This is a genomic window from Rhizobium bangladeshense (assembly GCF_017357245.1).
In the GTDB taxonomy this organism is placed as follows: Bacteria; Pseudomonadota; Alphaproteobacteria; order Rhizobiales; family Rhizobiaceae; genus Rhizobium; species Rhizobium bangladeshense.
Map to the genome: position 1 here is coordinate 1,274,638 of NZ_CP071612.1, position 21,350 is coordinate 1,295,987.

The 21,350-nt window shown below is 62.5% G+C and carries 23 protein-coding genes and 1 pseudogene; 11 read left to right on the forward strand and 13 right to left on the reverse strand.

Features of this window, described 5'->3' with window-relative positions:
- The first annotated feature begins 14 nt into the window (after window positions 1-14).
- Window positions 15-380, forward strand: a complete 366-nt coding sequence (locus J2J98_RS06235; RefSeq protein ID WP_064706634.1) for an SPW repeat protein — start codon at window positions 15-17, stop codon at window positions 378-380.
- 138 nt (window positions 381-518) lie between these two features.
- On the opposite strand, the gene msrB is transcribed toward J2J98_RS06235, so the two are convergent.
- Complete coding sequence (msrB, locus tag J2J98_RS06240) at window positions 519-932, reverse strand: peptide-methionine (R)-S-oxide reductase MsrB (RefSeq protein ID WP_207602650.1); 414 nt, start codon at window positions 930-932, stop codon at window positions 519-521.
- Between the two features lie 188 nt (window positions 933-1,120).
- On the opposite strand from msrB, the gene J2J98_RS06245 reads away from it, so the two are divergent.
- Both J2J98_RS06245 and J2J98_RS06250 read left to right on the forward strand, forming a co-directional pair.
- The gene (locus tag J2J98_RS06245) at window positions 1,121-1,336 is read left to right on the forward strand and encodes a hypothetical protein (RefSeq protein ID WP_064707049.1); all 216 of its coding nucleotides are present in this window, start codon (window positions 1,121-1,123) and stop codon (window positions 1,334-1,336) included.
- A gap of 456 nt (window positions 1,337-1,792) precedes the next feature.
- Window positions 1,793-2,224: a Ros/MucR family transcriptional regulator gene (locus J2J98_RS06250; protein ID WP_011424588.1), complete on the forward strand. Its 432-nt coding sequence runs from the start codon at window positions 1,793-1,795 to the stop codon at window positions 2,222-2,224.
- Window positions 2,225-2,597: 373 nt separating this feature from the next.
- Here J2J98_RS06250 and J2J98_RS06255 read toward each other — a convergent pair whose 3' ends face one another.
- Together J2J98_RS06255 and J2J98_RS06260 are read right to left on the reverse strand one after the other, a co-directional pair.
- Complete coding sequence (locus J2J98_RS06255) at window positions 2,598-3,020, reverse strand: SufE family protein (protein ID WP_064706636.1); 423 nt, start codon at window positions 3,018-3,020, stop codon at window positions 2,598-2,600.
- 384 nt (window positions 3,021-3,404) lie between these two features.
- A complete protein-coding gene (locus J2J98_RS06260; RefSeq protein WP_138393564.1) occupies window positions 3,405-3,893 on the reverse strand; it encodes a DUF5330 domain-containing protein in 489 nt (162 codons plus the stop codon).
- Between the two features lie 451 nt (window positions 3,894-4,344).
- Here J2J98_RS06260 and J2J98_RS06265 point away from each other — a divergent pair, with 451 nt between their 5' ends.
- From J2J98_RS06265 to J2J98_RS06280, 4 genes are all read left to right on the forward strand, one after another.
- Window positions 4,345-5,886, forward strand: coding sequence for a sensor histidine kinase (locus tag J2J98_RS06265; protein ID WP_207602651.1), 1,542 nt, complete (start codon window positions 4,345-4,347; stop codon window positions 5,884-5,886).
- Window positions 5,858-6,814 carry a peptidoglycan-binding domain-containing protein gene (locus J2J98_RS06270; protein WP_207602652.1) on the forward strand — a complete coding sequence of 319 codons (957 nt, stop codon included), beginning with the start codon at window positions 5,858-5,860 and terminating at the stop codon, window positions 6,812-6,814. Before J2J98_RS06265 ends, J2J98_RS06270 begins: the two co-directional genes overlap by 29 nt.
- 106 nt (window positions 6,815-6,920) lie before the next feature.
- Window positions 6,921-8,369 carry a methyl-accepting chemotaxis protein gene (locus tag J2J98_RS06275; RefSeq protein WP_207603090.1) on the forward strand — a complete coding sequence of 483 codons (1,449 nt, stop codon included), beginning with the start codon at window positions 6,921-6,923 and terminating at the stop codon, window positions 8,367-8,369.
- 61 nt (window positions 8,370-8,430) lie between these two features.
- Window positions 8,431-8,775, forward strand: coding sequence for a DUF1491 family protein (locus J2J98_RS06280; RefSeq protein ID WP_064706640.1), 345 nt, complete (start codon window positions 8,431-8,433; stop codon window positions 8,773-8,775).
- An 18-nt stretch (window positions 8,776-8,793) separates the two neighbouring features.
- Here the strand turns inward: J2J98_RS06280 and J2J98_RS06285 are convergent, their stop codons facing one another.
- The gene (locus J2J98_RS06285; protein ID WP_171049180.1) at window positions 8,794-9,843 is read right to left on the reverse strand and encodes a DUF2336 domain-containing protein; all 1,050 of its coding nucleotides are present in this window, start codon (window positions 9,841-9,843) and stop codon (window positions 8,794-8,796) included.
- A 945-nt stretch (window positions 9,844-10,788) separates the two neighbouring features.
- On the opposite strand from J2J98_RS06285, the gene J2J98_RS06290 reads away from it, so the two are divergent.
- Window positions 10,789-10,956 (forward strand): hypothetical protein, encoded by a 168-nt coding sequence (locus J2J98_RS06290; protein WP_167358952.1) that lies wholly within the window; start codon window positions 10,789-10,791, stop codon window positions 10,954-10,956.
- 41 nt (window positions 10,957-10,997) lie between these two features.
- Here J2J98_RS06290 and J2J98_RS06295 read toward each other — a convergent pair whose 3' ends face one another.
- The 3 genes from J2J98_RS06295 to J2J98_RS06305 form a co-directional block, all read right to left on the reverse strand.
- Entirely contained in the window at window positions 10,998-11,546 is a 549-nt protein-coding gene (locus J2J98_RS06295) for a DUF1254 domain-containing protein (protein ID WP_207602653.1), read from the reverse strand.
- Entirely contained in the window at window positions 11,539-12,126 is a 588-nt protein-coding gene (locus tag J2J98_RS06300) for a DUF1214 domain-containing protein (RefSeq protein WP_064706643.1), read from the reverse strand. The genes J2J98_RS06295 and J2J98_RS06300 overlap by 8 nt, the downstream gene beginning before the upstream one ends.
- Window positions 12,127-12,254: 128 nt before the next feature.
- Window positions 12,255-14,441 (reverse strand): transglycosylase domain-containing protein, encoded by a 2,187-nt coding sequence (locus tag J2J98_RS06305; protein WP_064706644.1) that lies wholly within the window; start codon window positions 14,439-14,441, stop codon window positions 12,255-12,257.
- Window positions 14,442-14,634: 193 nt separating this feature from the next.
- Between J2J98_RS06305 and J2J98_RS06310 the strand changes: the two genes are divergently transcribed.
- A complete protein-coding gene (locus J2J98_RS06310) occupies window positions 14,635-15,111 on the forward strand; it encodes a YcgN family cysteine cluster protein (protein WP_064706645.1) in 477 nt (158 codons plus the stop codon).
- A 7-nt stretch (window positions 15,112-15,118) separates the two neighbouring features.
- Here J2J98_RS06310 and J2J98_RS06315 read toward each other — a convergent pair whose 3' ends face one another.
- On the reverse strand, window positions 15,119-15,679 hold the full coding sequence (locus tag J2J98_RS06315) for a TetR family transcriptional regulator (RefSeq protein ID WP_064707051.1): 561 nt from the start codon (window positions 15,677-15,679) through the stop codon (window positions 15,119-15,121).
- 105 nt (window positions 15,680-15,784) lie between these two features.
- Between J2J98_RS06315 and J2J98_RS06320 the strand changes: the two genes are divergently transcribed.
- Entirely contained in the window at window positions 15,785-16,699 is a 915-nt protein-coding gene (locus J2J98_RS06320) for an SDR family oxidoreductase (RefSeq protein WP_207602654.1), read from the forward strand.
- Here J2J98_RS06320 and J2J98_RS06325 read toward each other — a convergent pair.
- The 3 genes and pseudogenes from J2J98_RS06325 to J2J98_RS06335 all read right to left on the reverse strand — a co-directional run bounded on the left by J2J98_RS06325 (window position 16,690) and on the right by J2J98_RS06335 (window position 18,794).
- Window positions 16,690-16,854, reverse strand: a complete 165-nt coding sequence (locus J2J98_RS06325) for a hypothetical protein (RefSeq protein WP_171049179.1) — start codon at window positions 16,852-16,854, stop codon at window positions 16,690-16,692. The genes J2J98_RS06320 and J2J98_RS06325 overlap by 10 nt on opposite strands.
- A 46-nt stretch (window positions 16,855-16,900) precedes the next feature.
- The gene (locus tag J2J98_RS06330) at window positions 16,901-17,218 is read right to left on the reverse strand and encodes a hypothetical protein (protein ID WP_207602655.1); all 318 of its coding nucleotides are present in this window, start codon (window positions 17,216-17,218) and stop codon (window positions 16,901-16,903) included.
- Between the two features lie 176 nt (window positions 17,219-17,394).
- Window positions 17,395-18,794, reverse strand: a pseudogene (locus J2J98_RS06335) (MFS transporter).
- Window positions 18,795-18,918: 124 nt separating this feature from the next.
- Between J2J98_RS06335 and J2J98_RS06340 the strand changes: the two are divergent.
- A complete protein-coding gene (locus J2J98_RS06340; protein ID WP_064706649.1) occupies window positions 18,919-19,881 on the forward strand; it encodes a LysR family transcriptional regulator in 963 nt (320 codons plus the stop codon).
- A 7-nt stretch (window positions 19,882-19,888) separates the two neighbouring features.
- On the opposite strand, the gene J2J98_RS06345 is transcribed toward J2J98_RS06340, so the two are convergent.
- Complete coding sequence (locus J2J98_RS06345) at window positions 19,889-20,269, reverse strand: VOC family protein (RefSeq protein ID WP_138393554.1); 381 nt, start codon at window positions 20,267-20,269, stop codon at window positions 19,889-19,891.
- Between the two features lie 101 nt (window positions 20,270-20,370).
- Window positions 20,371-21,276, reverse strand: coding sequence for a S1C family serine protease (locus J2J98_RS06350; RefSeq protein WP_207602656.1), 906 nt, complete (start codon window positions 21,274-21,276; stop codon window positions 20,371-20,373).
- Window positions 21,277-21,350 lie beyond the last annotated feature (74 nt).

Below are 21,350 nucleotides of genomic sequence, written 5' to 3' on the forward strand. Positions count from 1 at the left end.
AGGAGAAATGATCGATGCTGAAGTCTCTGTCTTCCAACAACCGGACCGCTTTCGATATCGTCAATATCGTTGCCGGTCTTGGCCTTTTCATCTCGCCCTGGCTTTTCGGTTTCGCCGCTGAGGCCTCTGCCGCCTGGAACGCGTGGATCGTGGGCGCGGCCATCACCGTGATTGCCGTCGCTGCCCTCTATGCCTTCTATGAGGCGGAGGAATGGTGCAACCTCGTCCTCGGGATATGGGCCGTGATTGCTCCTTGGATCCTCGGCTTTTCAGCCGTGATAGCAGCCATGTGGGCGCATGTGATTGTCGGCCTGGTCGTCGCGGTCCTCGCGGCGGGCAGCATCTGGTTCAGTCATAACCATCCGGTGTCGACCGCATAACGAGATCGGACGGGCTCGGGCCTCCCGAGCCCGCTCTCTTGCCGTGCCCGATCAGGCCGGTCGAGACTAGGGACGTGTCGGGTGGCCAAGACGGCGCCTCCGCGGGCCAAGGGTGGGCGGACTGCCGTGACTCAGCTCCTACTCCCCCGGCTCGAACACCAGGGCATGGCCGTTGATGCAATAGCGCAGGCCGGTCGGCGGCGGGCCATCGGGAAACACGTGGCCGAGATGGGCATCGCAGGTGCCGCAGCGGATTTCGGTACGCACCATGCCGTAGCTCGTGTCCCGATGCTCTGTCACTGCCTCCGGAGTGACCGCTTCGAAATAGCTCGGCCAGCCGCAACCGGCATCGAATTTCGTGTCGGAGCGGAAAAGCGGTGTGTTGCAGCCGACGCAGCGGTAAAGCCCCGTCTCGAAGGAATCCCAATAGGGGCCGGTGAAGGCGCGTTCGGTGCCGTGTTGGCGGGTGATGCGGTATTGCTCCGGCGTGAGTTGCTCTTTCCATTCGGCGTCGGTTTTATGGATCTTGGCGGTGGTTGCAGTTTCGGACATGACGTGCTCCTTTCGCCGAAGGGCGGTTCCGTTTCGCGAGAAAATGTGGTGCGCCGTCCTTGGTTCATCAAGCCTCCGGCGCCGTGCCGCGGGAATCGCGGCATGCAGCAGTCAGGGAATTCGTCTGCTTTTACATCTATTAAGGGTTTTCTGTTAGGGTTAATGTTACGTGCATTGAGGAGCCATTGGTGTTTGAAGCCGCAATCGTCCTGCTCTACAGCCTTGTGGCCGTGACCGCCATGGCGGTCACTCTGCTGGAGGGCTGGGCCAATCATGCCGGTTTGACGTTTCATCGTCTCGCCGGGCTTCTCGCCTGCCTGCTCTGGCCGCTGACGCTTCTGCTCTTCATCCTGCACGGCTCGGTCGTCCGGCTGCTGACGCGTCTCTCCCGCTCGCTGGCCTGATCATGGCAACTCTCTGAGCCGATGCTGTTGGCCTCTTAACCTATTTTACGCCGAACTTATGCACAGGAAGCTGTGAGTAAAGCTTGGCCTAAAGTCCTATAATTCTTCATCAGCCATTTTTTCTCAAGAAAAACGACAAATAATAATTGGCCTTTCGGCCAAACGATGGTATTTGAAAATGCAAGTAGAATTCTGATTGTGAATTACAATCGTTCTGCTTCCAAGTCCCTCAGTTTTGATTTTCAATGTCTAACTGGGGCCATCGCCTGGAAGAGGACGGTAGTGGTTTTCAGTCAGGCAGTATAAGAACAGGTCTCGGACTTCGGAATCTAGGGGTGGATTTCACGTTTTTCGAAACAGAAGATTGCTTCCTGTGCTTTTGCTGCTCGCTTCTACGAGGCGGGTCTTTGGCGTGACAGTCAAAGATCATTTGAGCATGCTAACAGGAGAAAAAATATGACGGATATGGCGACCGGCAATGCGCCGGAGCTGCTTGTGGAACTGACGGCCGACATCGTCGCGGCTTATGTCAGCAACCATGTTGTCCCGGTCAGCGACCTGGCGAATCTGATTTCCGACGTGCATTCGGCACTGAGCAACACATCCGTACCGCAGCCCGCTGCGGCCGTTGTCGAAAAGCAGAAGCCTGCAGTCTCTGTCCGCAAGTCCGTACAGGACGAGCAGATTACGTGCCTGGAATGCGGCGGCAACTTCAAGTCCCTCAAGCGTCACCTCATGACGCATCACAGTCTCTCGCCGGAAGAATACCGTGAGAAATGGGACCTGCCGACCGACTACCCGATGGTAGCGCCCGCCTATGCCGAAGCGCGTTCGCGCCTGGCGAAGGAGATGGGCCTGGGTCAGCGCCGCAAGCGCGGCCGCGGCTGAGCTTATCAAAAGCTGTCAACGACAAAAGCCGGGTCTTGTGCCCGGCTTTTCTGTCTGTACCGCAAGCATGATGCCGAGCCGCGAGCCGTTTTCGAGCGCCTGATCTGTAAAATGACAGGAATTCGGACTTTAATCCGAGTAGGCCCAAATTCATCCCGCTCGCCGCGAGGAAAATAATCTTCCAGACTGTTTCGCGGCTATCGCGGATGAGGCAGGGTAAGACGAGTTATTACGAGGCAATGCACCTAATGCTTGGCGGTGCAGCCTAGAATGTATTCCTATATTATGAGGAAGTGTTAATATACTCGACGAGGCGGCAGGATAGCTTGGAATCGCTCGGTCTGTGACGCTCGTTTGAACCTAATGATCGCGTTCAAGCCGCAGCGCGGATTTTCGCCTCTTCCCGGATTCTCTTCACCATCGAGCGCAGTCCGTTTGAGCGCTGCGACGACAGGTTTTCCACCAGGCCGATCTTGGAGAAGATCTCGAAGGCATCGAGAGCAGCGATCTCGGAAGCTGGCTTGCCGGAATAGGTGGCAAGCACGATCGCGACAAGGCCGCGCACGATGTGGGCGTCGGAATCGCCCTCGAAACTCATGATCGGGTTTTCCGGATCGCCCGACGTATGCGTCACCAGCCACACCTGGCTGGCGCAGCCCATCACCTTGTTTTCTGAGGTGCGTTTTTCCTCGGCGAGCTCCGGCAGTGCCTTGCCGAGTTCGATGACATAGCGGTAGCGGTCTTCCCAATCGTCCAGGAAGGCGAAGTCGTCGATGATCTGGTCGAGGGATGCCATTAAAAGCCTTTCACCGTTGGCATGTGAGCAAAACTGCGCGGCATTTTTGCGTCCGGACATGCTCTAGAACTGCATATAGGTGAAAGGTCGGCAAATTTGAACCGCTAAAGCGCACGGCAGTCTTTCCAGGTTTGCATGCGCTTTAGCCTTTACGTTGCGCGATATCGTTATCGCAAAAAGAAACGCCGTGAGGGATGGGCATCCGCACGGCGCAGCAACATGCTAAATTAAACAGGGCAGGCACGTCAGGCAGGGGCATTTCCGCGTCATGCGGACCACCGATGCAAGCTCAAGAAATTCCAACGAAACGCAGTCTCGGGTCGGACATTGCGGTATTAAGGTCGAACAGTTGCATAAGACGGCGGGCGGCTGACCGCAGTCCCGTCAGATCGCCGGCTTCGGCGTCGGCAGCGGGATCGCGCCGGTTACCACGGTCTCGGACTCATCGTCGACTGGCGGACGGTAAGGCATCGGCTGGTTGAGCGCAGCCTTCGCCTCGCGCACCTTCTCCTGAACGGAAGGGGAGGCGAGGGAGGGCATGGCGGGTGCCGTCCGGTTTGCCGGTTCGGCGAGCCTTGCCGTCGTCGTTTGTTCGTCCGTGAACTGGCTGTCGAGAAGTTCGTAAGCGACGCGGGCGCCCTCACGGGCCCGGTAGCCGAGCGCCGTCAGGGTCTCGGTGCCCTTGGCGCAGACCTCCGGCTTTTCCGAACACATGCCTGTGAGATAGTCATAGGCGCCGCTCGCCGCCAGGAAGGCATCGGAAAGCTGCAATTGCGGGCCGTCGGCGAGTTTGTCCGATCCTTCCGTGCTGAAGACGGAAAGAAGCACGAGCACTAGGCCAAACCAGAAGGATCCTTTGATCAGAAACCACATTGTCGTTGCCCATCCTGTTTTCCCGTCCGGTTCTGTCGCCGAATCAGGCCGGTTGTCCGGTGTGCGTTCACCCTACCGGCAAGTTGCGAATGCCGCTTTTCGAAACTCGCGCGCATTTGCGGCAAATTTAATTCAAATTTTAGCGAAGCGCATTTGGACCGCATTTAATTCAAATGCGAGTGACTGTCGTTAAGCATCAGGGCAGCACCTGCCTGCAATTGCAGGGCTTTTGCCGGTTCGCCTTGCCACAGGAGTTAACGCGGTGCTGAAAAATGAAGGAAATCCGTCGCTTACCGGCTATTAACCACAAAAAGCAAAGGAGCCCTCGGATGCTTCAAAACGGGAATTTCTGCGCTTTCTGGCTGTGAACAGCGCTTTTGCCTTATCCTTTCCTTAAGTCGCGGGGGCCTATTGTCCGGATCGACAGACAGCCTTTGTGGGCGGGTATTGCGTGCGAGTATTGAGTGACATTGGCGGCTGGGTGACGGCCCTCGTAGACCGGGCGGCGACAAGCTGGCTTTCCCGGACGGGTGGCGGCGAAGCCGTGCGCCAGCGCGAGCTTGCGATTTTGCGGCGCCTCGTGCTGCTCTCCTCGGCCGCACTCGTCGCCGCCCCTGTCGGTCTTTCGGCGGTCACCAGCCCCGCCGTCGCGCTGCCGGCCGGCGTCGCCATGGTCTGCGCCGCTTTTCTCTTTTCCGCCGTCGGCAGCATCGCGCTTGCCCGCCAGGGCTCGTCCGCCGGCATTGCCACACAGTCGGCAGAGGATTTCTTCCTCGCCGTCACCCCCGGCCTCGTCTTCTTCCTGGATCCGCACGGCAGCGTCGCCACCATAGGCGGCCGCGACCGGCGCGATTTCCTTGCCTGGATGCGCGAGCCGAAGGGCAGGGGCTTTCTGGAGCAGGTGCATGTCTCCGACCGTATCCTGTTCCTGCAGGCGCTGGATGACCTCAGGCGCGGCGAAGATGCTGCAAGCGTCGATCTGCGCCTCGACCGGCCCTCGGTCTCGCGCGATCAGCGCCAGTTCGCCTACCTGAGAATGGACATGACGGCGCGACGCGATGCCGATGGCGAGCTTGCCGCCGTCATTGCCCAGCTGCGGGACGTGTCCGTCGAGCAGCAACTGCGGGCCGAAGCCCAGAACCGTGCGGCCGACGCCGAATCGGCAAACGATGCCAAGTCGCGCTTCCTCGCCGCGGTCAGCCACGAACTGCGGACGCCGCTGAACGCCATTCTCGGCTTCTCCGATATTCTGATCGGCGAATATTTCGGCAAGTTCGAAAACGACCGTCAGCGTGAATATGTCGGCCTCGTCCGCGAGTCCGGCGCGCATCTGCTCTCGGTCGTCAATACCATGCTCGACATGAGCAAGATCGAAGCCGGCCGCTACGAACTGATTCTCGAAGCCTTCGATATCTCGGGCTCCGTCAGATCCTGCGAATCGATGCTGGCACTGCAAGCCAAGACCAAGGGCGTCACCCTGACGAGCCGGATTCAGCGCGGGCTTGGCGAGGTCGTCGCAGATCAGCGCGCTATCCAGCAGATCCTCATCAACCTCGTCGGCAATGCCGTGAAATTCACCGAGGCCGGCGGCGTCGTCTCCGTCGATGCGGCGGCGCGTGACGGCATCCTGAAGCTGACGGTCAGTGATACCGGCATCGGCATTGCCGCCGACAAGCTCGCAATGCTCGGCCAGCCCTTCGTCCAGATCCAGAACGATTACACCCGCCGCTTCGAGGGCAGTGGTCTCGGCCTCTCGCTGGTCAAGGGGCTGGTGGCGCTGCATGGCGGGAATTTTGCGATTGCCAGCCAGCCGGGCGAGGGTACGATCATCACCATCGAGATCGCGATGGACGGCTCGGGCGCCCGGCGCGCTGAAAATGCCGACCATGGCGCGACTGTCGAATTTCCGCCGCGGCTGAAGGACGCGGTCGGTACCGGAGTAGAATTGAAAGAGGGGCTTTTCGATGGCCGCGCGCAAGCGAAAATCGCCTAAGGGGAAGAAGCGACGGCAACAGCCGGGCCTTGTCGTCTCGGCTGCGGCCGCTCTCGGCGGCCTCGGCCTGCAGGGCGCATCTGCGCTGGGCGGTCTCGGCCTGCAGGGGGCATCCGCACTGGGCGGCGTTATCGGTCGCAATCCGTCTGTCGCCGGCGGCACGATCGCCTTCTTCGTCATCTTCTCCTTCGTTGCGGCCAATGCGCTCTGGTATCAGCCTGGGCTGCATCCGCACCCGATTTTCCGCACTCGCGACCCGCAGTCTCCTAACGTGCTCGGTGCCCGTCGCCCGGCCGAAGAACAACCGGCTGACGTCACCACCTTCCGGATCGAACGGCCGGAGGATGCCGCCGCCACCACCGGCGGGACGCCGGCGCCGGCCGCACCCGCTCAGCAGCCGAGCCAGCTCGTCATGGACATCCAGCAGCAGCTGGTGCGCCGCGGCCTCTATAATGGCACAGCTGACGGCATCATCGGCCCCCGCACCAGTGCGGCCATCCTCTTCTTCCAAGAGACCGTCGGCATGGCCCAGACCGGGGAGGCGACGCCGGAGGTGCTGGCCGCGCTGAAAACGGACGCTGCCGGCCCCTCGACCGTGCCCGTGGAAAAGCCGCGCGAGGATGTAAGCTCGCAGGCGGCGGCGGAAGACCCGGTCGCCGCAGCGATCCGCAGCGCCGAAAAGACCGTCAAGACGGCTCCAGCAGCCGCGAAGCAGCTTCCATCAAACGAGCTCGCCGCTGTCGACCTGGTGCTGAAGATTCAAAAGGGTCTTTCTAACATGGCCTATGCCAATGTCGGCGTCGACGGTGTGGCCGGCGAGCAGACGCGTGCTGCCATTCGGCACTTCCAGAAGCACTACAACCTTCCGGAAAACGGCGAGCCGAACGAGGCAGTGCTGAAGAAATTGAAGGAAATCGGCGCGATTTAGGCATTTGCGGCAGGTACTACAACCTAAGTCTAAGACGCGGCGTCGTTCGCAACTTATTAACCATGTTGTCCGAAGCTTTGCCAATTGAGGGCGGGGGATGTCGGTCATGCATGCGCTGAAGGCGATAGACGGTCTGGCCGGAGAACCGGCGGTCGAAGTGGAAGGCCGTGATCGCGAGGGATTGCGCCACATCCTGCAGCGCCTTGCCGAAGAAGCCTCCACCCTTGGCATCGATCTCGTCGATATTGCCGGCGCCATTCAGGACATGGCGGCGATGTCGGCGCGCCATGCCTCCGCCTTCGATCACGTCACCAGCACCGCGCTTTCGATTGCCGAGACCAATCGCTCCGTCGCCCTGTCGCTGCGCGAGACCGACCGCACCGCGACCGAAGCGCGCCAAATGCTCAAGGAGTCCGCCGACCGCCTATCCGGCTCCGTCGCCGAGATCGGCCATATGGTTCAGTCTTCCAACGTCATCGGCGCTGAAATCGCCGGCTTCTCGAAATCGCTTGCCGATGTCGACAAGATTGCCGAGGAGATCAGCACCATTGCCCGTCAGACCAACCTCCTGGCGCTGAACGCCGCGATCGAGGCGGCGCGCGCCGGCGATGCAGGCAAGGGTTTTGCCGTCGTCGCCGCTGAGGTGCGCGCACTTTCGCTGCAGACCTCGAAGGCGACGGACTCCATTCAGGACACGCTGGATGAGTTGCGGGTGAAGATCGACCGTCTGTCGGCGGTCGGTGGCGACGCGCGCGACAGCGCCGCCGGCGTGCGCGACAAGTCGGAGGCGATGCGCGGTGCCTTCGAAAGCATGGAACATGTCATCACCCGCATTCTCGACAGTTCGACCGTCATGGCCAACACCACCGAGGCGGTCGACCAGCAATGCGCCGGTTTCGTCCAGAAACTCGGCGAAATGTCTGGCGAGGTCGCCGGTTCGAATGTCAGGCTGCAGCAGGCGGCTAAACGCGTCGACAGTGTCGTCGGCCTGTCGGAAACGCTGATCCAGTTGACGGCTAGTGCCGGCGTCAAGACCGCCGACAGCCGTTGGATCGAGGAAGCGCAATCGGTGGCGCGGCAGATTTCAGGCGCTTTCGAACGTGCCGTCGCCGAGGGCCAGATCGGTCTCGACGCCCTCTTCGACCGACGCTACCGGCCAATACCGGGCACCGATCCGGTTCAGATGATGGCCGCCTTCACCGAACTCGCCGACCGCCTGCTGCCGCCGATTCAGGAGCCTGTCGTTGCCCTGGACGAGCGCATTGCCTTCTGCGCGGCAGTCGACGAAAACGGATACCTGCCAACTCATAACCGGAAGTTCTCGCAACCACAGCGGCCGGGCGATGTCGTCTGGAACACGGCCAATTGCCGCAATCGCCGCATCTTCGCCGATCGCGTCGGCCTTGCCGCCGGCCGCAGCACCGCGGCTTTCCTCGTCCAGACCTATCGGCGCGACATGGGCGGCGGCAATTTCGTGATGATGAAGGATATCTCCGCGCCGATCACCGTCAGGGGCCGCCATTGGGGCGGCTTGCGGCTGGCAGTCAAGGTCTGACGCATTCGTCAAAGCTCGACTGCGGATTGCCGGCGCCCGCGGCCCAGTCTATATCGCCTCGATGAGATTACGCGCCGACATCTTCGTGTCCTCGCTACTGCGCCGCGTCTTCGCAAACGGCGATTTCGCCGCTGTGGAGAAGAGGGGCGCGGAGGAAGCGGGCGCGATCTTCATCCGCCAGCACTTTCGCGACGGCCTGGAAACGCTCTATGCGCCGGCGCCGCAGACCGCTTTCGGCGAAGACGAGGTCCGCGACCGCCTGTTCGAAGTCCGTCTCGCGCGCAGCGAGCCGGAAGCGGTGCGGGTGATGCTGGAGCGCGAACGCCGCTTCGACCCCGACCTCTGGATCGTCGAGCTGGAGGCGGAGGAACTGGGCGACGTGATCCCGCTGGCGGGTGATCGTTGAGAGCCAGGTCCGGTCAGCTCAACGGGACCGCCGTCCCAGCACGCGCATGTCGCGCTGCGCCGGCGGCTGGCGACTGAAGCGGTGGTTGTCCGTTTCCCGAGATGTGCGTGAATCGGATGCTTCGGATTTGTAGGTGTAGCGATCAGCGCGCCGCCAGCTCTCCACCCTTTCGTGGCATTCCTCCGGATCGAGCGCATCGAGCACCATCCAGCCGCGCGTCACATTGTGCTGTCGTTCGGCAAGATGCGGATAGAATTTTTCCAGCACGAAGACGGCGTCGAGAAAGCCCATGCCGAGGCTCGTCAGCGTCGTGGCGAGCTGCTGGCCGGACAGGTCGAGCATGATGCGCTCGGCAAGCCAGCGGCTGGCGGAAAGCGCGTCGGCGAGCGCGGTAGCGAAATGCGTCGCCTCGCGCGAGCGGGCGAAGCGCACCAGCAGCGCTTCCTGAATGTCGGTGAGGGTGCGCAGGCCGAGCCTGTCCTGATCGTCGCGGCCGAGATGGCCGGCAAGATCGAGGATGCGCCCGCGCAAGGCCTCTTCATTGGCGAGGCGCTGCCCCTCCAGCGCTTCGGCCTCGCTGCTCTCCGCCTGAGCCGGCGAAAGCGGGACGGCGAACAGTTCGGTGGTCGGCGCCGAAGGTGCCGCGGCGCGCGGCTGGGTCTGGCGCAAGGCCACCAGCGCGTCGATGACCTTCGGTGAGAGCGAATCGCGGCTGACGATCGCCTTGACATGCGCAGCACCCTGCATGCGCGCGATGGTGATCAGCGTGTCGTCGGAGATAGCCTTCGAGGCGGTAAGAAAAGGCGCGGCGATTTCGATCGGCTGATTGCCTATGAACAACGCCACAGCTGCCGGCATGGTCTTGCATTGGGAAAGGGCGGCGACCGCTTGTCGCTTGGCCTCGTCGGAGGAAGCCTGGAACAGCGGTGTGAAAAGTTCGGCGAATTGGCGCAGCTCGGATCGTGTCGGACGAGACAGGCTCTCGAAACTGCTGACGGTCGCCATTAACACCACGTCCTTTTTCCTGACGGCCAACGGGCCCTCTAGGTCTCGAAACCGGTCACGCACAAGCACACCCTGAAAACGCAGAACCAAGGGAAACCATGGGGCCGATAGCGCTGGCGGGGACGCCTGTCGGACCACACGATATGAACAAATCCTACACCGGTACGGTTAATGGATGCTGAAGATTTTATTAAAATGCTACAGAAATGTACACGCTGAGGGTGTAAAGGATGGCCGGCAATCGGAAAGCCATCGTTTTGAAATGGCGCTGCGGCCGTTCTGCCGCCGGTGCGCTGCCGAGACAGCCCGGTCCCTCCTGATCGGGTCCGGCGGTCGGCGGCTTTCGCGGCTGTCTTCATCAGCGTGCCAAAGGGGAGGCGGTGTCGACATGCAGCTTCGGCTTCACGCTCCCGATGCGTCCGTCTCAGGAAGCAGTCAAAACATGCCGCAAAGAGGAAGATGAAGATCAGGCTGTTGCTTGCAGCGGCTTCGAACCTGGCGGAACTGCCATCGATCCGCCTCTAAAACGCGTGGCCGCGGCAAGGCAAACCTGAGCAGATCAAGACGTGCCGCAACAAGTATTTTTGTGCCGCATATTTGCAACAGCGGCGCCGCTTGCTGCAGATGGGTCGTTGCGCTGCCGTCAACTACATGAATTATCTTTAGTATTTCATAACTGCCCGCCTTTGGGGCTTTCAGCAATCCGCATGAAACCAAATCGACTCCTCGCGCGTTGAAGAAGAAGTCATGGAAACTGTATTTGGCATCCGCCGAATATTAGTAAACTGTTAACTGTCATATGTCTCAATTCGGACAGGAACGACGCGATTTGAGTGTTTGGATCGTCGAAACTCCGCATCACGGTATTTCAGTCAGGTGCCGTGGGAAAGGCGCGAATGCCCTCGGTCCGGTCATGCCGGCACCGCAGGACGCGCCGGCCCGCAGAGTGGCGGGCAGGGTGAAATCCATCGCAAGTTCATCCGTCTCGGGCAGTGCATGGAGACGAGAATGGCAATAGTAGTCGCATTGGCGGATCGGCGGCCGCGGGCGCCGCGTCGCCTGGACAAGGAACCGCGCGAAGCCAAGATCCTCTGGTTCACCGGGGTCCGTTACGAGCGGCTCGCCGAGAGCCCTAGACATAGCCCGGCGCCCGCGCCGCGCGCCAATAACAAGTAAGCGCCTCTTCAACCGCAGCGCGTGGCCCGAAATGCGGGCAGTTAGCGGATGGTGAATTGCTCGCAGCCCGCTTCAGTCAGGAAGTTGCGCGCCGCTTCATCGAAGCTTGTTTGTGGCGCCAGGGTCCGCAGGACGGCATAACCGTCGGGCCTTGCCATTTCCACCAGGATAGCCTGCTCCAGCTCCTGCGGCAGGTTCTTGCGCAGATCCGTCAGCTGCATCGGGCTGCCTGCCAGCACGTCGAGCGCGCCGCCGACCGAGGTCCTGTCGTTCATGCTGAAGACTTCATTGGAGGCGCTGTCGTAGATCGCGATCGACCAGAAGGGCACATTGCCCTTCGCGGTGAAATGCACCGGCGCATCCTCGACGTCAAAAGAGCAGACGGCGGTCCGCACGAAAGGGTCGCGATTGGCAAGGCCCGCTTCGTCATACTGGTCGGTCAGCAGGTGGAAATTGTTGGGTTCTCCTTCCGCCGCCACGCGGGTGGCCGCATCCCTGCCGGTGAAGTGCGGCAGGGAAAGGATGATGACGAGATGTAGGAGCGCCGCGCCGAAAAGTCCGGTCAGGACGGCGAAGAGTATTCTAAGCATTGCCGCATCCGGTCTTGGTGAGCTTCGGCATGGCGAGGTCGATGACGCCGGAGCTGCCGGCGGTCGGCGTGTCGAACAGCGTTAGCACCAGACGGAAGGTTCCGGCCTGCGGCAAGGCCAGCCAATTGCCCGGCTGGGCCACGGCGGAGATTTCGATCGCGAAGCTGCTGTCGGGCTGGCGCAGCACCGTCCAGGAGTTGAGCGCTGCGGGAAGGCCGGTCTTCACCGCCGCCGGATTGCCGCCATTGTCAGCCGTGAATAGGGTCCAGAGCCGGGCCGGCGGCGTCTGCCCGCTGATGCGGTAACGGCAGCCGGCATTTAGCCGTGCGCCTTCGTCATCGACGCTCGCCGTGAAGGTCAGCCCTTCCGCGCTGCCGTAGAGAAGTTTTCCGGCGCGTGCTCGATGCGACTTGGCATAAGGGTCGGCATCGACCGTCTGCAAGGCCGGAAAGGCCTCCCAGGCGCCGAGCTTGATCGCTCCGAAACCCTGTGTCGCATCCAGCGCGTAAAGCGAAATCATGATCCCGCCGCCAAAGGCGACGATCAGCGTGATCAGGATGAAAAGGGGAAATCGAAACACGTCATGACCTTGGAAAACGGGATGACAGGGTTACCACTGATTCTGGCGGGGTGGAATGCCGGGTGGCGACATAGGCGCCGATTGGCGGCGGGCGGATGCGGGACATCTGCCGGAGTTCTTCGGGCCGTCTATTGCGCGCTCGCGACCTTCTGTGGCGTAAGCGGCGCGGCCTCCTTCAGCTTCTCTCCGAGCTTCTTGAGGATATCAGTCGATTGAACCGAGAGCATGCGGGGCCGGATGAGCTGCGGCAATCCGTCCGCCGGCTTGGCGGCGGCGGTCTTGGCGAGATCCTTTTCTGAGGGCAGGGGGTTTTCGATCCCGGGGATGGCGCGCAGCGTGATGCCTTGGTGGGCATAGTCCATGGCGCGCTTGAAGGTCATCGCCGGCAGCGAGCCACCGGTCATCTCGTTGGTCGAGGTGTAGTCGTCATTGCCGAACCAGACGGCACAGGTGTAATTGCCGGTGAAGCCGACGAACCAGGCGTCGCGATAGGCCTGGGTCGTGCCGGTCTTGCCTGCTGTCACGATACCATTGTCGAGCGCTGCCTTGCGTGCCGTGCCGACATAGGGAACGCGCGACAGCATCTGGTTCATATAGGCGTCGGCCTGTTCCGACAGCACCCGTTTCGGCGGCGGCTCGTCGCGATCGAAATCGTACAGGACGTCGCCGTCATAATCGAGGATCTGGGTAATGCCGTGGCGGCGCGACTGATAGCCGCCGGCCGGGAAGGTGGCGTAGGCGGTCGCCTGATCAAGCACCGTCACCTCGGATGTCCCGATCGGGATGGTGACATCGTCGCGGATCGGTGTTTCGACGCCAAGGTTCTTGGCCATTGCACGGATCGGTTGGATGCCGAGCTTCTCCTTGGCCAGCCGCACCGGTATGGTGTTGATCGACTGGGCGATCGCCGTCTCGAGAGTGATGCGGCCGACATAGCGATTCGCGTAATTGTGCGGGCTCCAGTTGCCCCAGTAGATCGGCGCGTCGACAATCGTCGTCTGCGGCGTCATCCCGCTCTCCATCGCCACCGCATAGGTGTAGACCTTGAACGAGGACCCCGGCTGGCGCAGCGCCCGGGTTGCGCGGTTGAACTGGCTCTCGCCGTAATCCCGCCCGCCGACCATCGCCCTGACGGCGCCGCCGTTCTCGATCATCACCATGGCGCCCTGCTTGGCGTGATAGGCCTCACCATATTCGCGCAGCGACGTCTCGACCGAATCCTCGGCCGCCTTCTGGATTCCCATGTCGATCGTCGTGCGCACGATCAGCGAATGCTGGTGGAAGCGCGGCGAAAGCCGCTGGACCTCGTCGAAAGCCCAGTCGAGGAAGAAATCGGGCGATTCCACCTCGTTGCGGTCGACGACGGTGGCCGGGTAGCGCCTGGCGGCGATCACCTGGCCCTCGGTCATCAGCCCGCTCTGGACGAGATTGGTGAGCACCTCGTTGGCGCGCGCACGTGCCGCCGGCAGGTTAACATGCGGCGCATATTTGGCAGGCGCCTTGAACAGGCCGGCAAGCATGGCTGACTCGGCAAGGTTCACATCGGTGATGTTCTTGCCGAAATAGAACTGCGCGGCTGCCGCAGCACCAAAGGTGCCGCCGCCCATATAGGCACGGTCGAGATAGGTGGAGAGGATTTCCTTCTTGGAAAGGTTCGCCTCGAGCCACAGGGCCAGGAAGGCTTCGGTGATCTTACGGTCGAGCGAGCGTTCGTTGGAAAGAAAGAGGTTCTTGGCGAGCTGCTGGGTCAGCGTCGAGCCGCCCTGCACGACTTCGCCGGCCTGAGCGTTGGTGACCATCGCGCGGAAGAGGCCGACGACATCGATTCCGAAATGGTCGAAGAAGCGCCGGTCTTCGGTGGCAAGGACGGATTTGATCAGGGAATCCGGCAGCTCGTCGATCGGCACGGAATTCTGGTGGATGACGCCGCGATGGCCGATGACGTTGCCGTAGCGGTCGGTGAAAGTGACAGCAAAATCGCCGCGATTGCGCCAGTCCTCCTTGGTCGCCTCAAAAGCCGGCTGGGCAAGCACCAGCATCAGCACCGCCCCGGCGGCCCCGAGTGTCAGCCCTTCGCCGGCAAGTTCGAAGACCATGCGCTTCCATCCGCGCACGCGAAAGCGGCGGAAGAAGATGGTCGTGTCTTCCCAGATCTCGGCGGCGCGGAAGCCCGCATTCCAGACGGTCGAATCGATCCACGAATCGATGCGCAGCAGAATGTGGCGGCTCTTCGTCGGCCGCCTGCCCGCTGTGTCACCGGCTCGCGTGTCTGCTCCCTTTTTAAGCCCTTTTTCAGGGTTGTCCGGATCCTGCACGTCCTGTATTCCCGCCTGATCGCGCTTGCCTCATGTCCGGTCGCCGGAAAGCGGCGAAAGCGCGAGGCCAATAGGCCCAAAGCTCTCCGATACCAGGAGCATGCTGAAGAATTGATTGATTTTGTCGCGGATAACAAGAGAGATAGAGAGGCGGTCACGTGAATTTGCGGGCCGCTGTTGCAAGAAACGGACGATGAACGATCTGCCCTTCTGGAAGAGCAAGACGCTTGCCGAAATGACCACCGCCGAATGGGAAAGCCTCTGCGACGGCTGCGGCCTCTGTTGCCTCAACAAGCTCGAGGAATGGGATAGCGGCGATATCTATTTCACCTCGGTCAGATGCAAGCTGCTCGACGGCCAAAGCTGTCGCTGCTCCAGCTATGAGAACCGCTGGGATTTCGTGCCGGACTGCGTGCAACTGACCAGGGAGAACGTGCCCGAGATCGCCTGGCTGCCGCCGACCTGCGGCTACCGGCTGATAAACGAGGGTCGCGATCTCTATTGGTGGCATCCTCTTGTCTCCGGCGATCCCGAGACCGTCCATGCCGCCGGCATTTCCGCGCGCGGTCGCACGATCAATGAAAACGAGATCGATGTCGAGGATCTCGAGGATTACGTCGTCGACTGGCCGCTGACCGTGGGCGCGGAAAAGGACGAGGAAGAAGCGTGAGCGGCCGTCAGGATTTCACTGCTGACAGGAAGCGCCGCAATTCCCTCTCCACATAGGCGGCCACCGGACCGTCAGCGCCAAATCCCCACCAGGTGAGCGAACCCTGCCATTGTGCCAGCATCAGCCGGGCGATCGTCTCCGGCGCATCCGCCGATCCGAAACAGCGGGCGATCGCCGCCGTCAGCGCCGTTCCCCAGGCCGCACCGCGGGCGCGCAGCACCGGATCGCGAAAATCCTCGCGCAGTACCAGCAATCCCTCGCCATAGGCGGCGGCATCATCGCCGTAATCCTGCGACAGGCCGACAAGGAGCGCGACGGCGCCGTCCGGCGTCTTCGGCAGGGTGTCTGCGAGCTTTGCCGTCTGCGCATCCAGCCGGTCCCAGGCATAGAGCAGGGCTGCGCGCAGCATAGCCGCCTTTGTCGCGAACCGCTGCACCAGGGTCGAGCCGGAAAGCCCGCTCGCTTTCGCCACCGCGGCAAAAGTCGCCGCATCCGGCCCTTCCGCATGGATCAGCGCCAGCACCATGGCGAGAAGCTGTTCATCGGAAAGGGTGCGGCGGCGCGGCATGAAATACCTCTTGCTTTCATTTTGAATATGAACGAACATTCGTTTATATTCAACTTGAGCCGGTCGCAACCGGCCGGTTTTCGTTCTAGCGTGGAGGATGGAGAAGTGACAGCGGACTTGCGGGATAAAGTGGCTTTGGTGGCGGGCGCCACGCGCGGCGCCGGCCGAGGCATTGCGGTCGAACTCGGCGCTGCCGGCGCCACCGTCTATGTCACCGGCCGCACGACGCGCGTCCAACAGTCCGACTATGCCCGGCCGGAAACGATCGAGGAGACGGCCGAGCTGGTAACTTCGGCGGGCGGCAAGGGCATCGCCGTGCAGGTGGATCATCTCGTTCCGCAGCAGGTCGAGGCGCTGGTTGCGCAAATCCGAACGGAGGCCGGCCGGCTCGACATTCTCGTCAACGACATCTGGGGCTGCGAAAACCTGTTCGAATGGGACAAGGCGGTTTGGGAGCATTCGCTGGACAAGGGCCTGCGCATGCTGCGGCTCGGCATCGAGACGCACCTGATCACAGCCCATTATGCGCTGGCGCTGATGATCGAGCGGCCGGGCGGGCTGCTGGTGGAGGTAACCGACGGCACGGCCGAATACAACGCCACGCATTACCGGCTTTCGCCCTTCTACGACCTCGTCAAGACGGGCGTCACCCGCATGGCCTGGGCGCATGCGCAAGATCTGGCCAAACAAGGCGCCACTGCTGTTTCGATCACGCCGGGCTGGCTGCGCTCCGAAATGATGCTGGAGGCCTATGGCGTGCGCGAGGAGAATTGGCGCGACGCGACCAAAGCGCAGCCGCATTTCGCGATTTCCGAAACCCCGCGCTTCGTCGGCCGTGCGATAGCGGCCCTGTCAGCCGATCCCGACCGCGCCCGCTGGAACGGCCAGTCGCTGTCGAGCGGCGAGCTGGCCAAGGCATATGGTTTCGACGACATCGACGGGTCGCGGCCGGATTGCTGGCGCTACCTCGTGGAAGTGCAGGAGCCGGGCAAACCGGCTGACGTGACCGGCTACCGGTGAGGCTGACCGCCGCCCTTCGGTGCGCCGCTGCCCTGAGGCGCGGTTTGGGCCGCCGTCTTCATCTGGCCGGCGAAGCTGGTCTCCGGCTTCGTCGCCAGCTTGTCCTTCTTCGGCTTGCGAGCCTCGCGATTGCTTCTCAGCTGACCTTTTGCCATGGATGGATCTCCCTTTGGATCGGAATTGAAAGCCGTTGCCCGCCCGTCACCGGCCGGCGGAATTGGCCGGCAGCTTGGTTCGGCGCTCGCGCGGCAATCCCTGGATCGCATAGCGGTTGCAGACGGGGGTGACCGGTTTCGGTTGCTTCGTCGGTTTGCCGAAATGGTATTCGAGGGCCCGCAAGAGCATGGCCGGCGAGTTGACGCCCTCCTGGAACAATTTGATCAGCAGCATGGCTGCGGCGTTGCAGGTCTCTTCGTCGCGGGCCGGGATTCTTGTTTTGTAGCCGGCGGCATCGAGCACGCCCTGAAGCATGTTGAGATCGGACGACGTCAGATATGGCTTATCGGAAGTGGAAGACATCGAAGTCCTCCTTTCGTCGGGGCGGGGGTGTGACACCCTCTCGGCAGCGCCCGTGCAATGGCTGCCGAAGCTGAAACAATGCGCCTTTCGCCAGGGCAACGCAACGGGATTGTTGCAACGGACAGCGGCTCCGGCGCAGGCGCGGCCCGCACCATTCGCGGTGCGGGCCGTGACGATCATTCCGCCGCCTGGTGGGCAGGCGGGGGGCGAGGGATGTCCGCGGCCCGGCGGCCGCAAGCAGGGTGACGGCGACGGCAAGCAGCGCCACGAAGGCGATGCCCGCGGCATAAGGATCCCATCCGAATTGCGGCGCGGCGGCAAAGACCGCCGAGGCAGCCGCAAGCACGATGCCGCCGCCGATCTGGAAGGAGGCGAAGAGCAGCCCGGAAGCAAGTCCGGACTTGTCGTCCTCGACGTCGGAAAGGGCTGCGACCTGCACGGAGGGGTAGGTCAGGGCATAGCCGAGGCCGAGCAGGATCTGCGACAGGATGACGAGCAGGATCGGATTGACAGATCCGAAGGCCGTCACCCAGAAGACGTAGCTCAGCGCCTGCAGGCCGACACCCGCCGCCATCAGTCCGGCGGCGCCGCGGTTTTGCGCGATCGTGGCGAAGCGCGGCGCCAGGAACATCACGAAGACGCCGCCGAGGGCAAAGCAGAAACCGGTGGTAAAGGCCGACCAGCCGATGACGTTCTGATAATAGAGCGTCGCCAGGAATTGGAAGCCGACATAGGCGCCCTGAAAGAGGGCGGCAATCGCATTGGCATGCCGCAGCCTCGCCCTGCGGAAGATGCCGAGCGGCACCATCGGATCGGCATGGCGTGCTTCGACGGCGAGGAAGAGCAGGATCAGCACCAGCGAGGCCGCAAGCGAAGCCCAGGTCGCAAAAGCCTGCCAGCCAACCGCCGCGGCATTGGTGATGCCGAAGACGAAGAGCAGCAGTCCTGGCGTGATCGTCATCGCGCCGGCCCAGTCGAAGGCGGGCCGGACTCCGGTCCTCTTCTGGTCGGCCGGCAACGCCAGCGGCGCCAGAACCAGCGTCAGGATGGCCACCGGCGCACCCATAACTAGCGTCGCCCGCCAGCTGAAGATCGTCGCCGCCCCACCGAGCACCATGCCGAGCACGAAGCCCGTCGCGCCGGTGGAGGCGAAGACGCCGAGCGCTTTTGCCCGCGCGCTTCCCTCGCCGAAGACTGAGAGCAGCAGCGCCAGGGCGGCAGGTGCGGTGAAAGCGGCGGCTATGCCCTTGATCAGCCGCGCCGCGATCAAGGTCGGGCCGCTGTCGACGAAGCCGCCGGCGATGCTGGCGGCGGCAAAGACCGCCAGCGACCACAGAAAGACCCGGCGATGGCCGAAGACGTCGGCAACTCGGCCGCCGAGCAGCAGGAAGCCGCCATAGCCGAGCACATAGGCGCTGACGGCCCATTGCAGCGAGGTTGCCTTCATGCCGAGCTCGGCCTGGATGGCTGGGAGGGCAACGCCGATGGTGGAGACGTCCATGGCGTCGAGGAAATTGGCGGTGCAGAGCAGGAGCAATGCCAGGCCCGCTCCGCTTCGCGATTTGGAAAGTGTCATCAAAATCGTTCCTTCTTTGCTGCCGCCTCGTCGGAGGGAGGTTGCCGGGCGGCAGGGAACGAGAAAATGTACAGCTTCCTTTCCTATTGCAAATTGATAGTAGCCATGCCAGGTATTACTGGTGATGATGAATGACGCCACACTTCGAAAGATCGACCTCAATCTGCTGCTCGCTTTTTCGGTGCTGATGCAGGAGCGCAATGTCAGCCGTGCCGCCGAGCGCCTGCTACTCGGACAGCCGGGCCTCTCGGCCGCCTTGCGGCGCCTGCGCGAGGCGCTGGATGACGAATTGTTCGTGCGCGTCGGCCGCGGCCTGCAACCGACGCCGCGCGCCCTTTCCATCGCGCCGGCGATCGAGGATGCGCTGTCGGGCATCGAACGCGCCATCCGACCGCAGGCCGAATTCGATCCGGCAAGCTGGCACGGCGAGTTCCGGATCGGCATGTGCGACAATCTGGAATCGGCGTTCTTCGGGCCCCTTGCCGCCCGCTTGCTTGAGCTCTCGCCGGGCGCCCGGCTGATAGGCATAGCTTCGGACAAGCGCGACGCCGCCCGCCGGCTGGACGAGGGCGTCTTCGACTTCAGCGTCTCGGTGCACGACGAGCCCGCCTCCTGGCATATCCGTGCGCCGCTGTTCAATCAGACTTCGATCTGCATCTACGATCAGGCCCAACTGAGATTGCAGGCGCCGCTCAGGATCGAGGACTTTGCCAACGCCGCGCATGTCACCGTCTCCTTCGAGGGCAATGCCTCGACGACAATCGATATCGCCCTCGGCCGCACCGGCCACAGCAGGCGTGTGGTGGCAACCGTGCCGCGCTTTTCCGCTCTGCCGACGGCGCTGCGTGCGATGCCCGCCATTGCCGTCGTGCCGGAATCGATCGGCCGCTGCATGGCGCAACTGCATGGGCTGACGATCTGCGAGCCGCCGCTTTCGTTGCCGACGGATCCGGTGACGATGCTTTATCGCCGGGTCGACCAGGCCGATGGCCGGGCACTCTGGTTCCGCCGACTGTTTCTCGACGTCGCCGCCGAGGCGCTTCAGGCTTCCGGGTGCCGCGTGTCGATCTCAAGGGCTGCGGCCTGACGGCCGATCAAATCTCGCCTTTATGGAAATAGGCTTCGAGGCGGTAGCCGTCCGGATCGACGACGAAGGCTGCGTAATAGAAGCGGCCGTAATCCGGCCGGATGCCCGGTTCGCCATTATCGGAGCCGCCGGATGCGATCGCGGCCGCGTAGAAGCCGTCGACCGCGGCCTCATTCGGTGCAACGAAGCAGAAATGCAGCCCGGATTGCATGTCGGCGACGACAGGATGCGCAACCTGCATCACCCAGAGGCCGACCTCTTCCGAGCCGTAGCCGATCATGCCGTCGGAATTCGACAGGCGCTCATATCCGAGCGGCGCCAGCGCCGCATCGTAGAAGCGGCGGGCTCTTTCGAGATCTTTGACGCCGATGGAGATGTGATCGAACATGGGCCGCAACTCCGTTCATACCAGGACTGACGGCAGCATCTTTCAACGACCGCTCCAAGTCAACGAACGAACTTGCCTCGTTCATAGGCGCCGATGCGATGCTACTGCAACTGCGGCTTTTTCAGAAAGCTGTTGCGATCGGCGGATTTGACCCGCAGCCAGGCTTCCCGGCCGTTCCGCAGGATCCGAATCGGAATCTCGGCGCCGGCGGGGCCGCTGCTCCAGAGCTTGCGGTAGAAATCGGCCAGGCCATCGACCTCTTCGTCGCGGATCTCCGAAATGATATCGCCCTGACGCAGGCCCGCCTGGGCGGCCGGACCGCCTTCCGCCACGCTCATCACCACCACGCCGCCACTGCTTTCGGCGGAGAACGCACCGAGCCAGGGTCGGGGCGGCTTGTTGACCTGGCCGCGGTTCAAGAGATCGTCCAGGATCGGCGGCAAGAGATCGATCGGAACGACCATATTGATGTCGGCGATCTCGCCGTCCTGGCTCATCTGCAGGCGAAGCGAACCGATGCCGAGAAGCTTGCCGTCCGCGCCGATCAGGGCCGCGCCGCCCCATGCGGGATGGGCCGGTGCGGTAAAAATTGCCTCCTCCAGCAGATATTCCCAATAGCCGGCGAATTCCTGCCGGGCCACGATGTTTGCCTGGACATATTCGCCGATGCCATCGGCAAGCACGACGGGATCGCCGGGCTTGGCCGCGGCCGCATCGCCGAAATCGGCGGTCGGGGCTTTCAGGACGCCGAGCGCCTGCACCAGACCAAAGCCGCTCTCCTGGTCATAGGCAAGCGGATGGGCGGGAACCACCTGGCCGTCGCGGGTCGTCAGCCAGACTTCCTCGGCCTCTGTGATGAGATAACCGATGGTCAGTACCAGCCCATTGTCGCGAATGACCACGCCGCTGCCCTCCCGGACGGTGCCCAGGGTCTCCGCCGTGAAGGCATCTTCCGGAATGGAGGAACGGACGGCCACGACAGACCGCAGGATCGGATCGATATTCATGCTTTCATCCCGATGCGCGCCGGCGCAAGGTTGACGGCCGGCACATTCTTCCTTGAATAGGTAAGAGAATGGTC

Excerpts from the sequence above, each read along its gene's own strand:
- J2J98_RS06235 (WP_064706634.1), top strand. The coding sequence starts at position 15 with ATGCTGAAGTCTCTGTCTTCCAACAACCGGACCGCTTTCGATATCGTC.
- msrB (WP_207602650.1), bottom strand. The coding sequence starts at position 932 with ATGTCCGAAACTGCAACCACCGCCAAGATCCATAAAACCGACGCCGAA.
- J2J98_RS06250 (WP_011424588.1), top strand. The coding sequence starts at position 1,793 with ATGACGGATATGGCGACCGGCAATGCGCCGGAGCTGCTTGTGGAACTG.
- J2J98_RS06255 (WP_064706636.1), bottom strand. The coding sequence starts at position 3,020 with ATGGCATCCCTCGACCAGATCATCGACGACTTCGCCTTCCTGGACGAT.
- J2J98_RS06260 (WP_138393564.1), bottom strand. The coding sequence starts at position 3,893 with ATGTGGTTTCTGATCAAAGGATCCTTCTGGTTTGGCCTAGTGCTCGTG.
- J2J98_RS06270 (WP_207602652.1), top strand. The coding sequence starts at position 5,858 with ATGGCCGCGCGCAAGCGAAAATCGCCTAAGGGGAAGAAGCGACGGCAA.
- J2J98_RS06275 (WP_207603090.1), top strand. The coding sequence starts at position 6,921 with ATGCATGCGCTGAAGGCGATAGACGGTCTGGCCGGAGAACCGGCGGTC.
- J2J98_RS06280 (WP_064706640.1), top strand. The coding sequence starts at position 8,431 with ATGAGATTACGCGCCGACATCTTCGTGTCCTCGCTACTGCGCCGCGTC.
- J2J98_RS06290 (WP_167358952.1), top strand. The coding sequence starts at position 10,789 with ATGGCAATAGTAGTCGCATTGGCGGATCGGCGGCCGCGGGCGCCGCGT.
- J2J98_RS06295 (WP_207602653.1), bottom strand. The coding sequence starts at position 11,546 with ATGCTTAGAATACTCTTCGCCGTCCTGACCGGACTTTTCGGCGCGGCG.
- J2J98_RS06310 (WP_064706645.1), top strand. The coding sequence starts at position 14,635 with ATGAACGATCTGCCCTTCTGGAAGAGCAAGACGCTTGCCGAAATGACC.
- J2J98_RS06315 (WP_064707051.1), bottom strand. The coding sequence starts at position 15,679 with ATGCCGCGCCGCCGCACCCTTTCCGATGAACAGCTTCTCGCCATGGTG.
- J2J98_RS06325 (WP_171049179.1), bottom strand. The coding sequence starts at position 16,854 with ATGGCAAAAGGTCAGCTGAGAAGCAATCGCGAGGCTCGCAAGCCGAAG.
- J2J98_RS06330 (WP_207602655.1), bottom strand. The coding sequence starts at position 17,218 with ATGTCTTCCACTTCCGATAAGCCATATCTGACGTCGTCCGATCTCAAC.
- J2J98_RS06340 (WP_064706649.1), top strand. The coding sequence starts at position 18,919 with ATGATGAATGACGCCACACTTCGAAAGATCGACCTCAATCTGCTGCTC.
- J2J98_RS06345 (WP_138393554.1), bottom strand. The coding sequence starts at position 20,269 with ATGTTCGATCACATCTCCATCGGCGTCAAAGATCTCGAAAGAGCCCGC.
- J2J98_RS06350 (WP_207602656.1), bottom strand. The coding sequence starts at position 21,276 with ATGAATATCGATCCGATCCTGCGGTCTGTCGTGGCCGTCCGTTCCTCC.